Origin of the sequence: Streptomyces camponoticapitis (assembly GCF_014646115.1) — a bacterium.
In the GTDB taxonomy this organism is placed as follows: domain Bacteria; phylum Actinomycetota; class Actinomycetes; order Streptomycetales; family Streptomycetaceae; genus Streptomyces; species Streptomyces camponoticapitis.
On record NZ_BMMV01000001.1, the window covers coordinates 174084 to 190551 of the forward strand.

Annotated in this window: 14 protein-coding genes and 5 tRNA genes; 10 read left to right on the forward strand and 9 right to left on the reverse strand. The window is 69.7% G+C overall.

Annotated elements, in window-relative coordinates; translation table 11 throughout:
• Positions 1-13: 13 nt before the first annotated feature.
• The 6 genes from IEY79_RS00750 to IEY79_RS00775 all read right to left on the reverse strand — a co-directional run bounded on the left by IEY79_RS00750 (position 14) and on the right by IEY79_RS00775 (position 1314).
• Positions 14-86: transfer RNA gene (locus IEY79_RS00750), tRNA-Glu, on the reverse strand.
• 19 nt (positions 87-105) lie between these two features.
• Positions 106-177, reverse strand: a tRNA-Gln gene (locus IEY79_RS00755).
• A gap of 26 nt (positions 178-203) precedes the next feature.
• Positions 204-276, reverse strand: a tRNA-Glu gene (locus IEY79_RS00760).
• Between the two features lie 61 nt (positions 277-337).
• Positions 338-410 (reverse strand) — tRNA-Glu (locus IEY79_RS00765).
• 19 nt (positions 411-429) lie between these two features.
• Positions 430-501: transfer RNA gene (locus IEY79_RS00770), tRNA-Gln, on the reverse strand.
• A gap of 90 nt (positions 502-591) precedes the next feature.
• Positions 592-1314 carry an HAD family hydrolase gene (locus IEY79_RS00775; RefSeq protein WP_189105255.1) on the reverse strand — a complete coding sequence of 241 codons (723 nt, stop codon included), beginning with the start codon at positions 1312-1314 and terminating at the stop codon, positions 592-594.
• Positions 1315-1494: 180 nt separating this feature from the next.
• On the opposite strand from IEY79_RS00775, the gene IEY79_RS00780 reads away from it, so the two are divergent.
• Together IEY79_RS00780 and IEY79_RS00785 are read left to right on the forward strand one after the other, a co-directional pair.
• Entirely contained in the window at positions 1495-1821 is a 327-nt protein-coding gene (locus IEY79_RS00780; RefSeq protein ID WP_189105256.1) for a DUF6247 family protein, read from the forward strand.
• A complete protein-coding gene (locus IEY79_RS00785; protein WP_189105257.1) occupies positions 1818-2057 on the forward strand; it encodes a hypothetical protein in 240 nt (79 codons plus the stop codon). The genes IEY79_RS00780 and IEY79_RS00785 overlap by 4 nt, the downstream gene beginning before the upstream one ends.
• Before the next feature lie 78 nt (positions 2058-2135).
• On the opposite strand, the gene gltX is transcribed toward IEY79_RS00785, so the two are convergent.
• From gltX to IEY79_RS00800, 3 genes are all read right to left on the reverse strand, one after another.
• Positions 2136-3611 carry a glutamate--tRNA ligase gene (gene gltX, locus IEY79_RS00790; protein ID WP_189105258.1) on the reverse strand — a complete coding sequence of 492 codons (1476 nt, stop codon included), beginning with the start codon at positions 3609-3611 and terminating at the stop codon, positions 2136-2138.
• Positions 3604-4404 carry a fumarylacetoacetate hydrolase family protein gene (locus IEY79_RS00795; protein ID WP_189105259.1) on the reverse strand — a complete coding sequence of 267 codons (801 nt, stop codon included), beginning with the start codon at positions 4402-4404 and terminating at the stop codon, positions 3604-3606. The genes gltX and IEY79_RS00795 overlap by 8 nt, the downstream gene beginning before the upstream one ends.
• A gap of 122 nt (positions 4405-4526) precedes the next feature.
• The gene (locus IEY79_RS00800; protein ID WP_189105260.1) at positions 4527-4703 is read right to left on the reverse strand and encodes a hypothetical protein; all 177 of its coding nucleotides are present in this window, start codon (positions 4701-4703) and stop codon (positions 4527-4529) included.
• 579 nt (positions 4704-5282) lie between these two features.
• Between IEY79_RS00800 and IEY79_RS00805 the strand changes: the two genes are divergently transcribed.
• The 8 genes from IEY79_RS00805 to IEY79_RS00840 all read left to right on the forward strand — a co-directional run bounded on the left by IEY79_RS00805 (position 5283) and on the right by IEY79_RS00840 (position 16319).
• On the forward strand, positions 5283-9206 hold the full coding sequence (locus IEY79_RS00805) for a sensor histidine kinase (RefSeq protein WP_189105261.1): 3924 nt from the start codon (positions 5283-5285) through the stop codon (positions 9204-9206).
• 9 nt (positions 9207-9215) lie between these two features.
• On the forward strand, positions 9216-9629 hold the full coding sequence (locus IEY79_RS00810; RefSeq protein ID WP_023538416.1) for a roadblock/LC7 domain-containing protein: 414 nt from the start codon (positions 9216-9218) through the stop codon (positions 9627-9629).
• A 109-nt stretch (positions 9630-9738) separates the two neighbouring features.
• On the forward strand, positions 9739-10146 hold the full coding sequence (locus IEY79_RS00815; protein WP_189105262.1) for a DUF742 domain-containing protein: 408 nt from the start codon (positions 9739-9741) through the stop codon (positions 10144-10146).
• Entirely contained in the window at positions 10127-10708 is a 582-nt protein-coding gene (locus tag IEY79_RS00820) for a GTP-binding protein (protein WP_078074889.1), read from the forward strand. Before IEY79_RS00815 ends, IEY79_RS00820 begins: the two co-directional genes overlap by 20 nt.
• A gap of 339 nt (positions 10709-11047) precedes the next feature.
• Positions 11048-14542 (forward strand): sensor histidine kinase, encoded by a 3495-nt coding sequence (locus IEY79_RS00825; RefSeq protein WP_189105263.1) that lies wholly within the window; start codon positions 11048-11050, stop codon positions 14540-14542.
• A gap of 10 nt (positions 14543-14552) precedes the next feature.
• Complete coding sequence (locus tag IEY79_RS00830) at positions 14553-14966, forward strand: roadblock/LC7 domain-containing protein (RefSeq protein WP_189105601.1); 414 nt, start codon at positions 14553-14555, stop codon at positions 14964-14966.
• Between the two features lie 95 nt (positions 14967-15061).
• A complete protein-coding gene (locus IEY79_RS00835; RefSeq protein ID WP_189105264.1) occupies positions 15062-15757 on the forward strand; it encodes a DUF742 domain-containing protein in 696 nt (231 codons plus the stop codon).
• Positions 15738-16319 carry a GTP-binding protein gene (locus IEY79_RS00840; RefSeq protein WP_031229389.1) on the forward strand — a complete coding sequence of 194 codons (582 nt, stop codon included), beginning with the start codon at positions 15738-15740 and terminating at the stop codon, positions 16317-16319. The genes IEY79_RS00835 and IEY79_RS00840 overlap by 20 nt, the downstream gene beginning before the upstream one ends.
• Positions 16320-16468 lie beyond the last annotated feature (149 nt).

Genomic DNA, 16468 nt, shown 5'->3' on the forward strand with positions numbered 1-16468 from the left:
CCTTCTCGTCACGTACCCCCGACCGGATTCGAACCGGCGCTACCGCCTTGAGAGGGCGGCGTGCTAGGCCGCTACACAACGGGGGCCAGCGGGTGGAGCGTTGAGCTGGGCTACCAGGACTCGAACCTAGAACAACGGAACCAGAAACCGTCGTGTTGCCAATTACACCATAGCCCAAGGGTGGTTCAGTCTTGCGTTCCGCGTACCCCCGACCGGATTCGAACCGGCGCTACCGCCTTGAGAGGGCGGCGTGCTAGGCCGCTACACAACGGGGGCCCTAGCGATCCTGCATCGACATGTCCGGGTGCGACCCGGAGAAATCGGAGAGAAGGATCTGTACCCCCGACCGGATTCGAACCGGCGCTACCGCCTTGAGAGGGCGGCGTGCTAGGCCGCTACACAACGGGGGCGTTGCAGAAGAACTCTGCGCTGGGCTACCAGGACTCGAACCTAGACTAACGGAACCAGAAACCGTCGTGCTGCCAATTACACCATAGCCCACCAAAACTCAACCCCCGGTATGGGGGTTTTGTTTGGGTTTTGCGCCTTCCGGCCAGACCTTGCGGTCTCTGGGGTGGCGCAGGAAGAACATTACCCGATGCGGGACGGCGCTCCAAAACGAGTATCACCGCGCAGCAGGGCGGGAAGGCGGTCCAGATCGGTGATCGTCACGAGCTCGGGGCGGCCGCCGAGCCGCCCCCGGTCGAGCCAGACTCCGGCCAGTCCGGCGGCGCTGGCACCGCCGGCGTCGATGTCCGGTTCGTTCCCCACGTAGGCGACCTCCGAGGGGGCAAGGTCCAGGGCGTCGCAGGCCGCGTGGAAAGCGGCGGGGTCGGGCTTGGAGGCGCCGAGCTCGGCGGCGCACAGGACGGTCTCGAAGTAGTCCCGTACGCCGAGGACGCGGAGCTTGCGGTCCTGGTTGTGGATGCTGGAATTCGACAGGACGGCCTGACGGTAGTCGGAGGCCAGTGAGTCCAGCGCGGCAAGGGCGTCGGGGAAGAGTTCCCACGCGGACTCGTAGTGCGCGACGTAGCGGTCGAACCAGGCGTCGGCCTCGGCGTCGCCCAGTTCCTCCGTACCGAGGAACTGCCGGACGCGGTCGCGGCGCTGCCCTTGGAAGGTGGTCTCGCCGTCGGCGAACCGCAGCCACTGGAGGTCGGTGATCTCGCGCCACCGCTCAAGAGCGCGGTCGGCGGTGCCGTAGCGGTCGGCGAGCCCTTCGGCCGTGAGATGCAGCCGCATACCGGTGCGGTCGGCGGTGGTGTAGTCGAAGAGGGTGTCGTCGATGTCCCAGACGACCGCGCGGATCGGCATACTCCGAAGGTACCGGCGCCGGCGCCCGCCGGAGTCGCGGCGCCCCTCGGCCGTACCCCGTAACCCCGTACCCGGTACCCGTCCCTCGTACGGGTTCGGCGCACGGCGCCGGCAGCGTGCGCCTTGGGGACAGGGCCTACCATGGCCGTCCTGCCGCCCCACCCGCCGAGGGAGTTGATCATGGTTGCTGAAGTGGACCCCGAGGCCTGCGAGAGAACTCCGGAGGCCGTTCGCACGGCGCTGCAGCGACGTCCCGACTGGTTGCAAGCGTTCGAGCAGGACTGGCTGAGCGCGGCGGCCGATTTCGATCAGGAGGCCCTGGCGGGCGTCGTGGACAAGTGGTTCCCCTTCGCCTGCGCGTGCGCGACCCCGGGATACCTGGACGACGTGGAGCACACCATCAAGCGCATGTCGGAGGGCGACACCGAGGGCATGGTCTTCCAGGACGAGGACGGCAACGCCTACGACGCCGAGAACAACCCGGTGGACGCGAGGGGGCGCGGGTGAGCACGTACGCGATCCGGTACGCGGACCGGGCGGCCCGCCGTAAGGCCGCTCTGAGCGCGCCCCAGCGCGACGCCCTCTCCTCGCTGGAGAAACAGCTCGCCGCCAACCCCTTCGGTCCGCCCGCGACGAGCAATCGTGACAACAGCTGGTCGGCGGCGTTCGCAGGTGGCTTCGTGATCTACGTCGTGTCGAACCGGCACGTCGTGATCAACGTCGTCGATCTCGTGGCCCTCTGAGCGGCGCGTTGGCCTCCGGACACGGCGAAGGGGTGGCGACCCCGTCGGTCGCCACCCCTTGTGCGTACCCCGCAGGGGCTACGCCGCGAGCTTCGTCAGCGTCGCGTCGATACGGCGCAGTGTGCGGTCCTTGCCCAGGATCTCCAGGGACTCGAACAGCGGCAGGCCCACCGTGCGGCCCGTGACCGCCACGCGGACCGGGGCCTGGGCCTTCCCGAGCTTGAGGCCGTGCTCCTCGCCGGCCGCGAGGACCGCGTTCTTCAGCGACTCGGCGCTCGACCAGTCCGCGTCCGCCAGCTTCGCGCGGGCCGTGGTGAGCAGCGCGGCCGGCTCGCCCTTCATCGCCTTCGCCCAGGACGCCTCGTCCTCGACCGGCTCGTCGAGGAACAGGAAGTCCACGTTGGCCGTGATGTCGGAGAGCACCGTCACGCGGGTCTGCGCGTACGGGGCGATCGCCTCGAAGGCCGCCTGGTCGAAGTCCTCCGGCGCCCAGTTCGCGTAGGGGGCCCGCAGCCAGGGCGCGCAGGCCTCCATGAAGGTCTTCACGTCGAGCTGCCGGATGTGGTCGGCGTTGATCGCCTCGGCCTTCTTCAGGTCGAAGCGCGCCGGGTTGGCGTTGACGTCGGTGATCTCGAAGGCACCGACCATCTCGGCGCGGGAGAAGACGTCCTGGTCGGCGGAGAACGACCAGCCCAGCAGGGAGAGGTAGTTGAGCAGCCCGTCGGGCAGGAAGCCGCGCTCGCGGTAGAGGTTGAGCGAGGCCTGCGGGTCGCGCTTGGAGAGCTTCTTGTTGCCCTCGCCCATCACATAGGGCAGGTGCCCGAACTGCGGCACGAAGTGGGTGACACCCAGCCCCATCAGCGCCTGGTAGAGCGCGATCTGACGGGGCGTGGAGGAGAGCAGGTCCTCGCCCCGCAGGACGTGGGTGATCTCCATCAGCGCGTCGTCGACCGGGTTGACGAGGGTGTAGAGGGGCGCCCCGTTGGCGCGGACGATGCCGTAGTCGGGCACGTTCTCCGGCGTGAAGGTCAGCTCGCCGCGGACCAGGTCGGTGAAGGTGATCGGCTCGTCGGGCATCCGGAAGCGGACGATGGAGGTGCGGCCCTCCGCCTCGTACGCCGCCTTCTGCTCCGCGCTCAGGTCGCGGCAGTGGCCGTCGTAGCCGGAGGGGCGGCCCGCGGCGCGCGCGGCGTCCCGGCGGGCCTCCAGCTCCTCGGGGGTGCAGTAGCAGTGGTACGCGTGGCCGGCCGCGAGCAGCTTGTCGGCGATGTCGCGGTAGATGTCCATCCGCTGCGACTGGCGGTACGGCGCGTGGGTGCCGCCCACCTCGGGGCCCTCGTCCCAGTCGAGCCCGAGCCAGCGCAGCGAGTCGAGCAGCGCCTCGTACGACTCCTCGGAGTCGCGCGCGGCGTCGGTGTCCTCGATGCGCAGGACCAGGGTGCCGCCGTGGTGGCGGGCGAACGCCCAGTTGAAGAGGGCGGTGCGGACCAGGCCCACGTGGGGGTTGCCGGTCGGCGAGGGACAGAAACGTACGCGGACGGTCGCGTTAGCCACGCTTGATCACCTTGTTGGTGAGAGTGCCGATGCCTTCGATGGTGACGGCGACCTCGTCGCCGACGTTGAGGGGGCCCACCCCGGCGGGGGTGCCCGTGAGGATGACGTCGCCCGGGAGCAGCGTCATGGCCTCCGTGATGTGTACGACGAGGTCCTCGACGGAGCGGATCATGTCGCTGGTGCTGCCCAGTTGGCGCTGCTCGCCGTTGACGGTGCACTGGACGGCGAGGCCGCCGGCGACCGCCGCCAGGTCGACGGAGGTCTCCACCCAGGGGCCGAGCGGGCAGGAGGTGTCGAAGCCCTTGGCCCGGGCCCACTGCTTCTCGCGCTGCTGGGTGTCGCGCGCGGTGATGTCGTTCGCGCAGGTGAACCCGAGGATCACGTCCTTGACGCGCTCGCGCGGGACCTCGCGGCACATGCGGCCGATGACGACGGCCAGTTCGGCCTCGTACTGGACGTCCGAGGAGAACGAGGGGTACTCGACCGCGTCACCGGAGCCGATCACCGAGGTGGTGGGCTTGAAGAAGGTGATCGGTGCCTCGGGCACCTCGTTGCCCAGCTCCGCCGCGTGCGCCGCGTAGTTGCGGCCCACGGCCACGACCTTGTTGGGCAGGACGGGCGGGAGCAGCCTGACCTTGCTCAGCGGGACCTTGGTGCCGGAGAGCTCGAAGTCGGCGTACGGAATGCCCTTGATGATGTCGAGGACGAGGCCGGCGGCCGTACCGCCGGTGCCGTCCTCCTCGACCGCGCCGAAGGCGACATTGCCGTCGATGGAGAATCTGGCGATGCGCACGGGTTGCTGTCGCCCCTTCACTTTGCTGCTGGCTGACTGACTGGAGACTGACGTCCCAGGTTAGGCCCTGGCGCGGTGAGGGGCGGCGGCCGACGCGGTGCGTGGCCGCCGTGGGGCGTGCCCTACTGTGCGACGGGGGCGTCGATCAGCGTCGTACGCCGCGGGTTGGCCGTGCGGACCGGCAGGTCGACGGAGTGTTCCTGCTGGACGGGCGGGAGGATCTCCCCGGCGTCGTCGAGGTTCGCCAGCGTCGTGCGGCGGGGGTTGGCGGTGTTGCGGAAGATCTTCGTCATCTTCATCGGTTGTTTCAGACCTTGTCGGGGTACGGGTGCTCAGGAGCGCCGGTTGTCGAATGGGCCGTCTCTGTAAAGCGTCAGGCTAAACACGTGATTCCCCGAGAAAGCCCGGAGGCAGCAGCGATCTCCATGTGAGTTTGCTCACGACGTGCCGGGCAATTCACCCATCAGGGACAGTGGTCGAGACCGGTGGAAACGGACATTGCCCTATCGAACCCGCCATTCCGCCCCTGATCATCAGGACTGGGGCACCCCCCTCCGGCACGGGACTCGTTCCGGGAAGTCCGTTTCCTCCCCGAACACCTTCTACCGATCGTCACGCGTCCCTCACAACGTGTCACGCAGGTCACAGCCAGGTACGCGGCCCTTGTTGGAGATCCTGCTCTGTGCTGAAATTCCACGCACCGCCGCGGGTTCTTCAGGACGGCGCGTAAGGGCGCGACGCGGCGCCGAGTGGCATGCGGGGAAGGGGAGCATCGCCGGTCACTCAACGACCACCTTGGAGCGCACTCTGTGCTCCACGACGCCGACACCGTCCCGCCGTTCTGCGGGGGGACGCCTGGTCCAGAGGTTGCGACGCTAGTGCAGGGACGTTTCAAGAGGGATAGCAGCGCTGCGGCGGAGCAGGAGCCCCGCGGCGGAACCGACCGCGGCTCCTCGCCCCAGCACACCCAGAACCCGGGCCCGGGTTCGGCCGGCGAGGGTGCTGATCGGGGTGCCCAGCCCGGTGCGGCGCCCGGTGGCGATGCCACTGACACCACGCCCAAGCCGGCCTCGACAGACGCGGGTTCGCGAATAGCGCTGCGCAACTGGCGGATCAGCACCCGTCTGGTGGCACTGCTCACCCTGCCGGTGGTCGCGGCCACCACGCTGGGTGGACTCCGTATCAACGAGTCCATGAACGACATGCAGCAGCTGGAGCACATGCAGCTGCTGACCAAGATGACCAAGGAGGCGACCAGCCTCGCCGCCGCGCTCCAGGCGGAACGTGACGAGTCGGCAGGTCCGCTCACCAACGGCGCGAACCCCAACGACTTCAAGGTCCAGGACCGTCGCACGAAGACGGACCGGGCCAAGAAGGCATTCCTCGGCGCCACCGTCGACATCGGGAACACCGACGGCGACCAGGCGCTGGAGTCGATCCGCGCCAACGTCAGCCAGATCGCCACCCAGGTCAACAAGATCCAGGAAATCCGCAAGGACGCGTACGACACGGATGCCACGCACTCCCTGACGGTCGACGCCTACAGCGGTCTCATCGACTCGCTGCTGAGCCTCTCCCAGGACATGGCGCAGGCGACCAGCAACCCGGACATGATCAAGCGGACCCGCGCCCTGGCGGCCTTCTCCTCCGCCAAGGAGTACGCGTCGATCCAGCGCGCGATCATCGCCTCCGCGCTCCCCGCCGACCCGAAGCAGAAGGGCGATCTCAACGAGAACGACCGGCTCTACGGTCTGGCGGCGGCCACCAAGGGCGACAACGCCATCGCCTCCTTCGACGCTCTGTACGAGTCGATGGGCGGCAACGCCGAGGAGCTGACGGCGCCGCTCAGCGGCAAGGGCAACCCCGAGATCAACGCGGCCGACGAGTACGCGCGGCGGGTTCTCGGCATCGACGGCGGTCTGGAGGGGCGGCCGAACCGCTCGTACCTGGACTGGACCGACCAGGCGTCCGCCAAGATCAACGCGATGAACATCATCGAGCAGACGCTGCTCGGTGAGATGGAGAACAAGGCGCGCCAGCTGAAGGAGAAGTCCCAGCAGGACGCCCTCATCAACGGTGCGCTGATCCTCGTCGTCCTCGGCGTCTCGCTGGTCGGCGCCTTCGTCGTCGCCCGCTCCATGATCCGCTCGCTGCGGCGCCTCCAGGAGACGGCCACCAAGGTCGCCCAGGACCGGCTGCCCGAGCTGGTCAAGCAGCTCTCCGAGGCCGACCCGCAGGACGTGGACACCTCCGTCGAGTCGGTCGGTGTGCACTCCAGGGACGAGATCGGAAAGGTCGCCGCGGCCTTCGACGACGTGCACCGCGAGGCCGTCCGACTGGCCGCCGAGCAGGCGCTGCTGCGAGGCAACGTCAACGCGATGTTCACCAACCTCTCGCGCCGCAGCCAGGGCCTGATCCAGCGTCAGCTGTCGCTGATCTCCGAGCTCGAATCCCGTGAGGCCGACCCGGACCAGCTGTCCTCGCTCTTCAAGCTGGACCACCTCGCGACCCGTATGCGCCGTAACGGTGAGAACCTGCTGGTCCTCGCCGGTGAGGAGCCGGGCCGCCGCTGGACGCGCCCCGTCCCGCTGGTCGACGTGCTCCGTGCCGCGGCCTCCGAGGTGGAGCAGTACGAGCGGATCGAACTGGCCTCGGTGCCCACGACCGAGGTCGCCGGCCGCGTCGTCAACGACCTCGTGCACCTGCTCGCCGAGCTGCTGGAGAACGCGACGTCGTTCTCCTCCCCGCAGACCAAGGTCCGCGTCACCGGTCACGCGCTGCCCGACGGGCGTGTGCTCGTCGAGATCCACGACACCGGTATCGGTCTGTCGCCGGAGGACCTGGCGGCGATCAACGAACGGCTGGCTTCGCCGCCCACCGTGGACGTCTCGGTCTCGCGCCGCATGGGTCTGTTCGTGGTCGGCCGGCTCTCCCTGCGTCACGGCATCAGGATCCAGCTGCGCCCCTCCGACTCCGGTGGCACGACCGCGCTGGTCATGCTGCCCGTCGATGTCGCCAACGGCGGCAAGAAGATGCCGCCGCGCCCCGGCGCCGGCGCGCAGAACGGTGCGGGCGGACAGTCGCCCGCCGGGCAGGGCGCCCTCGGCGGCGGCCAGCAGTCCGGCATCGCCGCCGGGCTCGCGGGCGGCGCCGCCGCCCGTGAGGCGGGCGCGGCCGGCGGCGGACGTCTCGCCGGTCCGCCTTCGCGCGGCCAGGTCGGCCCCGGTACGGGTCCGCGTGCCGCGCTGCCCGCCAGGAACGGGATGCAGAGCGGTCTGCCCACCCGGCCGCAGTCCGGTCCGCCGCAGGATCCGCAGCGTCAGGGTCCGGGGCAGGGGTCCGGTCAGCCGAGCCTGTTCGGAACGAGCCCCCGTGAGCAGGCGGGCGGCCGTCAGGGCGCCCAGGCGGGCCCCGGCCAGCCGTCCGGTCCGGTGCCGCAGGCCGGTGGCCGGCTCGCCCGTCCCGGTCAGAGCCTCTCCAGCCCGAACGGACGTGGCGGCCCCGGCAACCGCGACCGCAACGCCTTCCCGCAAGGTGCGACGGGACCGGCCGGCGGACCGCCGCCGGTGGACCGCGGCCGTCAGCTGCCGCCGCCCGGCGGACCACGCGCCGAGCTGCCGGGGGGCAACCCGCAGCCGCCGCAGCGCCCGCAGCAGCGTCCCGGGACGAGTGCGACGACCACCTGGGGCACCGGGCAGCAGCCCGCGCCGCAGCGGTTCTCGCCGGACGCCCCGCGCGGCCACGAGGAGCCCGAGAACACCGGTCAGTTCGCGATGCCGTCCGCGGGTCAGGGCCAAGGCCCCGGCGCCACGGCCGAGTTCGCGCGCCCCGACTTCAACGGTCCCAGGCCCGACCTGAACAGCGGGCCCGGCGGTATCGGCGGCGGCAACGGATACGGCGACACGGGCTCCCACCCGATCGCCAACCCGGGCGACGTGAACGCCGGTTGGCAGGGCCAGGGCCAGAACCAGGGGTCCACGGAGCAGTTCCCCCGACCGGACTTCAACGCGCCCCGTCCCCCCGAGCCGAGCGCCGCGCCCGGCTCCCCGAACCCCGATCTCTTCGGCCAGAACCCGCCGCCCGGACAAGGCCGTCCGGGCGCGGACCAGGGCCAGGGCCGTCCCGGCTTCGGCCAGAACGGCCCGAACGGCGCCGACTTCGGCGCACCGCGCCCGCCTGTCGGCGCCCTTCCCCAGCAGCCCCAGCCGGAGGCACTGCCCCCGGCCGGACCGGGCGACGGCCGTACGCCGCTGTTCGACACGCTGGAGACGAACTGGTTCCACGGGCAGCAGAGCGGCGGCTCCGGCCGCCCCCCGCAGCCCGGGGTTCCCGGCGTACCGGCGGCGCCCGAGCAGCAGCCGTTCCAGCCGGAGCCCTTCCAGCAGCAGCCCCCGCAGGGGATGCCGGACCGACCGGCCTCCCCTCCCCCGATGCCGCAACGGCAGCCGGCGAACGGCAACGCCAACGCCAACGGCAACGGCGCCGTAACGTCCTCCTGGCGCACGTCACCCAATGACGAGCTGGTACGCCAGGCCGAGCGGGTCAAGAAGCCCGCCGCGGGCGGAATCACCACCTCAGGTCTGCCTCGGCGGGTCCCGCGTGCCAACCTGGTACCGGGAACCGCTCAGGAGCAGAGCAACCAGACCGGTCCGCAGGTCTCGCGTTCGCCAGATGACGTACGCGGCCGGCTGACCAACCTTCGCCGGGGTATTCAGCAGGGTCGTCAGGCAGGCGGCCGAACCGCCGACAGCTCGACGACCGGCAGTTTCAACCTCGGCCCCTCTCACCAGCAGGAGCGTTAGTTGAGTCCGATGAGCCAGGCGGCGCAGAATCTGAACTGGTTGATCACCAACTTTGTGGACAACACCCCCGGGGTGTCCCACACAGTGGTCGTATCCGCCGACGGCCTGCTGCTGGCCATGTCCGAGGGTTTCCCGCGTGACCGTGCCGATCAACTCGCGGCCGTAGCGTCGGGTCTGACCTCGCTGACCGCGGGAGCATCCCGGATCTTCGAGGGCGGGCCAGTCACCCAGACCGTCGTGGAGATGGACCGCGGATTCCTCTTCCTCATGTCCGTCTCCGACGGCTCGTCACTCGCGGTGCTCGCACACCCCGACTGCGACATCGGCCTCGTGGGCTACGAGATGGCCCTCCTGGTCGACCGGGCAGGCACGGTACTGACACCGGACCTGCGCGCCGAGCTCCAGGGGAGCCTGCTGCACTGAGGCTTCCAGGTACCGCCCACAGCGCCAACCACCGTCAGGCCGCCAACCGGCCCCACCCCGGCCCAGTCAGACGGCACGCAGACATCTTGCTGTCACGCCCGGAGGATTCATGACCCCGCCACCCGCCTCTCACGATCCGTACGGCGCCTCAGTCGACGCGTCCTACGGACATGAGGGCGACCAGCCGTTGGTTCGTCCGTACGCCATGACCGGCGGACGGACGCGGCCGCGGTACCAGCTCGCCATCGAGGCGCTGGTGAGCACGACGGCCGACCCGGCGCATCTCGCCGGGCTGCTCCCCGAGCATCAGAGGATCTGCCATCTCTGCCGCGAGGTGAAGTCCGTCGCCGAGGTGTCGGCACTGCTGTCCATGCCGCTCGGTGTGGCGCGCATCCTCGTGGCCGACCTGGCCGAGGCCGGCATGGTGGCCATCCACCAGCCGGGTAACGGAGAGGCCGGCGGCACGCCGGATGTGACACTGCTCGAAAGGGTGCTCAGTGGACTTCGCAAGCTCTAGCGGCGGAGCGGCGCGCTCGACAACCTCCGCGAAGATCGTGGTGGCGGGCGGATTCGGCGTGGGCAAGACCACGTTCGTCGGCGCCGTCTCGGAGATCAACCCGCTGCGTACCGAAGCCGTCATGACCAGCGCCTCCGCCGGCATCGACGACCTCACCCACACCGGAGACAAGACCACCACCACGGTGGCGATGGACTTCGGCCGTATCACGCTCGACCAGGACCTGATCCTGTATCTGTTCGGTACGCCCGGACAGGACCGTTTCTGGTTCATGTGGGACGACCTCGTACGCGGCGCGATCGGCGCCGTGGTGCTGGTCGACACCCGCCGTCTCGCCGACTGCTTCCCCGCCGTCGACTACTTCGAGAATTCGGGACTCCCGTTCGTCATCGCCCTCAACGGCTTCGACGGACACCAGCCGTACACCCCCGAGGAAGTACGCGAAGCGCTCCAGATCGGCCCGGACGCGCCGATCATCACGACCGACGCCCGGCACCGCGCCGACGCCAAGAGCGGGCTGATCACTCTGGTCGAGCACGCACTCATGGCTCGCCTCAAGTAGACGATTCCGTACGGCAGTTGCCGTAGCGCCGACCGGTGTGGGCTGTGTCTTTTGACATAGCCCACGCTGGTGTTCATAACGTTTCGAAAGAGAATTCACGCCGTCCCGAACACCCGACGCGGTCGGGTGGTATCCCTGTGCTCACATCACCCTCGCCTTTTGGCGGGCCTCGTTCTTTATGCCCGTTTTATCTGAGGTGTCGACCACTCGGAATGGCTGATTCCCACTGTTTGGAACGGGACCGCCTCACGTGCTGGAATTCGATGAACTCCCGAGTAGTGCGGACCGATACGAAAAACGGCACAACGTAGGTGCCGACGCCGAGAGGTTGTTGGTCGAGTGAGGCGTAGGAAGACGAGCTCCGCGGAGCAGGCGGCGCGGGGTAACTTCACCCCGCCGCGGCGTACAGCGGCGCCGCCTGCGGATGCGCCCGGGAAACCCCCGGTACCCGGCAGCACCAGTCGGCTGTCCCCACGAAACTGGCGGGTTCCGACCCGGCTGAACGCGATCCTCCTCATACCCGTGCTCGTCGGCCTCGTCATGGGCGGCTTCCAGGTCAAGGGCTCGATCGACACCTGGCAGGAGGCGCAGGACGCGGAGCGCACCGCGCTCGTCGTGCGGGCCGCGTCCGAGTACGGCCAGGCCCTGCTCAACGAGCGCGACCTCACCGCCCAGCCCCTGCTGACGAACAAGCGCGACGACAAGGTCGTCGTGGACGCCAGGGCCGCCACCGACGCCGCGAAGGCCACCTTCGACGGCGCGGTCGCGTCCATGCCCAAGGACGAGGGCCTGGAGCGGCGTCTGCGGCTCTTCCGCGCGGAAGAGCCCAAGCTGGAGACGATCCGCAAGACGGCGTACACGGCGGGCGTCGAGACGCCCGACAAAACCGGCCGCAACGGCGGTCCGGTGGCGACCGAAGAGGGTTATGTGCTGGTCCAGCACTCCCTCATGGAGTTCTCCAACGAACTGGGCCTCGGCACCGGCAACATCACCAGCTACGGCCGTACGGTCTACGCCGTCCAGCTCGCCAAGGCCGCCACCTCGCTTCAGCGCTCCATCGGTCTGCACCTGCTGGTGCGGCCGAGCGAGAAGCCGGCGGTCAGGTCCGGCCAGTCGATCGCGTTCTCCTCGTACGCCTACCTGGAGGAGATCGCCATCGGCGAGTACGTCTCCGGCGGCACCGACGCGGACACGGCCAAGCTCCAGAAGGTCATGGCGGACAAGACCGCCGAGGGTGCGAAGAAGCTCGCGGCCGCGCGGCAGCAGGCCGCCGCCGCGGGTCAGAAGTTCATCGCCCCGCCGGCCCAGGAGGGCTCGGTGGTCGACGGAATGGTCTCGGCGATCGCCACCGGCGACAGCCCCTCGCAGCTGGAGGAGCGCGGCGTCACACCCACCGCGTGGATGGCCGCGACCACCGCCAAGTTCGACGGCTACACGATCATCGAGAAGGACCTGGTCGACAACGCGGTCGGGGACGCCGCGCAGATCTCGGACGACGCCAGGAACGACGCGATCATCAACGGCGCGATCGTGGTGATCGCCCTGCTGGCCGCCTTCGTGCTGGCCGGCATGATGGCGCGCCAGATGAGCCGGGCCATGCGCCGGCTCCGTACGGCGGCCTTCGGCATCGCCGAGCAGCGGCTGCCGATGCTGGTCGACCAGCTCTCCCGTACCGAGCCCGGCCGCGTCGACACCCGCGTCCAGCCCATCCCGATCGACTCCAGGGACGAGATCGGCGAGGTCGCGCGGGCCTTCGACCAGGTGCACCGCGAGGCCGTCAGGCTCGCCGCCGAGCAGGCCATGCTGCGGGGCAACGTCAACGCGATCTTCACCAACCTCTCGCGGCGCAACCAGTCGTTGATCGAGGGGCAGTTGACCCTGATCACCGAGCTGGAGAACAACGAGGCCGAGCCCGAGCAGCTGGAGAACCTCTTCAAGCTGGACCACCTCGCGACCCGTATGCGCCGCAACGGCGAGAACCTGCTGGTCCTCGCCGGCGAGGAGCCGGGCCGCCGCTGGAACCAGCCGGTGCCACTGGTCGACGTACTGCGTGCCGCGTCGTCCGAGGTGGAGAGTTACGAGCGCATCGAGTTGTCCGGCGTGCCGGAGACCGACATCCACGGCCAGGCCGTGACCGACCTCGTGCACCTGCTGGCCGAGCTGTTGGAGAACGCGACCACGTTCTCCTCGCCGCAGACCAAGGTGCGGGTGACCGCGACCCGGCTGCCCGACGGCCGCGTGATGATCGAGATCCACGACAAGGGCATCGGCCTCACCGCCGAGGACTTCGCCGACATCAACCACAAGCTGGCCAACCCACCCACCGTGGACGCCGCGGTCTCCCAGCGCATGGGTCTGTTCGTGGTCGGCCGGCTCGCCGACCGGCACGGCGTACGCGTGCAGTTGAGGCCCTCGGGCGAGCAGGCGGGCACCACGTCGCTGGTCATGCTCCCGGACGCGATCACCCACGGGGGCGGCGGCGAGCAGCCGGCGCCCGACGACTTCACGGTCTCCCAGATCATTCCGGAGCAGCAGGCCGCGGCGTTCGAGCCGGAGTCGGGGGCGTCGCCGGCGCCCATGCTGACGGCGGCCGAACTCGGCTTCGACGACTCGCGGTACGACGAGGGCGCCGGGGCCGGGGCGGCGAATCCGCGCAGTCTCGACCCGGTCAACCGTTCCCTCATGCGTGACGAGCGCCGTGCGGCCCTGGGCGGCGGCAACGGCGGCGCGCCGGCCCTGCCCGGCGGCGAGCAGCCGCTCTACGGCGATCAGGTCGACGGGCAGTACCGCGAGGAGACCGACGGCCGCTACGCGCCGCAGGAGCCCGCGTACGACCAGAACGGCTACGCCTCCGCGGGCGGCGCCGACGGCGGCGGACAGGGCTACGAGGGCGCGGCGTACGACGCGTACGCCACCCCGGACGGCTATCCGACGGGCGGCGCGGACGGCTACGGGACGCCCGACGGATACCCGGCGCAGCAGGACCCGCTGGGCGGCTCCTATACGGAAGGGGCCTACGAGGCCCCGCGGCAGGACGGGGCGGGCTACGACAACCTCTTCGCCCCCCAGGCCGACCAGGGTGGCTGGAGCGACCAGAACGGCTACCAGGGCGGTTACCAGCCGGACCAGCAAAGCGAATCGGAATCCTCCGACGGCGCTGCGGCGGGCACCCAGGAACGCGTAGAATTCGAACGCCCGGGGCCCTCGCCGAGCACCAGCCACACGCTGACGGGGGCGGGACTGCCGCGCCGTGGTGGTCCCTCGGGACCTTCGAAGCCGCAGTCGTGGCAGCCCACAGGCGGGGACGACGGCCAGTCGAACGGTCACGCCGGAGGTCGGACCGATCTCTTCGGCGGGACCTCCCCCTCGGGGGCCGCGCCGAAGAAGCCGGCTCAGGCTTTCCAGGCTCCGGACCAGCAGGCAGGGCCCGCCGGGACACAGCAGACGAACGAGACCGACGAGACGTACGCACCGACAGCCCCGCCGCAGAACGGACAGAGTGACGCGGACGCCACGGACGACTGGCGTTCGACGAACGACGACCGTTGGCAGCGGGCCGAGAAGCTCCGCGAGCCGAAGGCCGGCGGGATCACCCCGTCGGGACTCCCCCGGCGCGTTCCCAAGGCCAACCTGATCGAGGGAACCGCGGAACAGACGCCGCAGAACGGCCCCCAGGTCTCACGCGCGCCTGAGGATGTACGTGGCAGGCTGAGCAACCTGCGGCGCGGCGTCCAACGGGGCCGCAACGCGGGGGCGGGCAGCGCGGGAACAACGGGGACGGACACGAACGGACCGGGTCGAGGCCCGGGCAGTACCTACAACCAGGAGCGTTAGTGTGAGCCCGATGAGCCAGGCGGCGCAGAATCTCAACTGGTTGATCACCAACTTCGTGGAGCACACCCCCGGGGTGTCCCACACCGTGGTGGTCTCCGCCGACGGACTCCTGCTTGCCATGTCCGAGGGCTTCCCGCGGGACCGCGCCGACCAACTCGCGGCCGTCGCCTCGGGCCTGACCTCACTGACCGCCGGGGCCTCCAGGATCTTCGAGGGCGGTGCCGTCACCCAGACCGTCGTGGAGATGGACCGCGGATTCCTCTTCCTCATGTCGATCTCCGACGGCTCCTCGCTGGCCGTCCTCGCGCACCCCGAGGCCGACATCGGCCTGGTGGGATACGAAATGGCTCTGCTCGTCGACCGGGCGGGAACGGTGCTGACACCGGACCTGCGCGCCGAACTCCAGGGAAGTCTTCTCAACTAACAGACAGACAGTGCGTTTCGCGCCATCGCACCATAGGGTTCGGTGGCGCGGCTCCACAGAACAGAAACCGGCGACCGGAGTCGGAGGAGGAAACGGTGGCAACACCCCCAGGCGGACATCCTTACGAGGGTGGCCGACAGGTCCCGGGTGAGCGTGCCCGGAACCACTTCAACTCCCCCTCCACGCCGGGCGGGAACGGCGGTCAGGGCGGGCAGTGGGACGGCGGCGGGCAGCCGTATCATCCACAGCAGCAGTCGTACCAGCCGTCCCAACAGCCGTACGGAGAACGGCAGTCGTACGGTCAGGGGCAGCAACAGCCGTACGGGCAACAGCAACCGTACGGACAGGGGCAACAACAGCCGTACGGACAGCAACCCTCGTACGGTCAGCGGACACCCCGGATCCAGCCGGTACAGCCGAGGCGCCGGCAGGAGCCGGAGCAACCCGCGCACAACCCGTTGGTGCGTCCGTACGCCATGACCGGCGGCCGGACGCGGCCGCGGTACCAGCTCGCCATCGAGGCACTGGTCAGCACGACGGCCGATCCGTCACGGCTGCAAGGGCAGTTGCCCGAGCACCAGCGGATCTGCCGGCTCTGTTTCGAGATCAAATCGGTCGCCGAGATTTCGGCACTGCTCTCCATCCCCCTGGGCGTCGCCCGGATCCTCGTAGCCGACCTGGCGGAGGCCGGACTTGTCGCCATTCACCAACCCGGCGGCGACGAGACCGCCGGGGGCCAACCAGATGTGACACTGCTCGAAAGGGTGCTCAGTGGACTTCGCAAGCTCTAGCGGCGGTGCAGCCCGCTCAACCACCAGCGCGAAGATCGTGGTGGCGGGCGGATTCGGCGTGGGCAAGACCACGTTCGTCGGCGCCGTCTCGGAGATCAACCCGCTGCGTACCGAAGCCGTCATGACCAGCGCCTCCGCCGGCATCGACGACCTCACCCACACCGGAGACAAGACCACCACCACGGTGGCCATGGACTTCGGCCGCATCACCCTCGACCAGGACCTGATCCTCTACCTGTTCGGCACCCCCGGACAGGACCGCTTCTGGTTCATGTGGGACGACCTCGTACGCGGCGCGATCGGCGCCGTCGTCCTCGTCGACACCCGCCGCCTCGCCGACTGCTTCCCCGCCGTCGACTACTTCGAGAACTCGGGACTCCCGTTCGTCATCGCCCTCAACGGCTTCGACGGACACCAGCCCTACACCCCCGACGAAGTCCGTGAGGCACTCCAGATCGGCCCGGACACGCCGATCATCACGACCGACGCCCGGCACCGCGCCGACGCCAAGAGCGGGCTGATCACTCTGGTCGAGCACGCGCTCATGGCACGACTTCGCTGAACCCGTCCGGCCGAACCGACGTGGCCGGACGACAACGGCAAAGGCCCCGCACTCCTCGGAGTGCGGGGCCTCCGCCGTTCGGGCCGGCGGGCCCGTTCGCGGGGCGCCCGGGGCCATGTGGCGCCCCGTCAGCGCGAGAGCCCCGCACG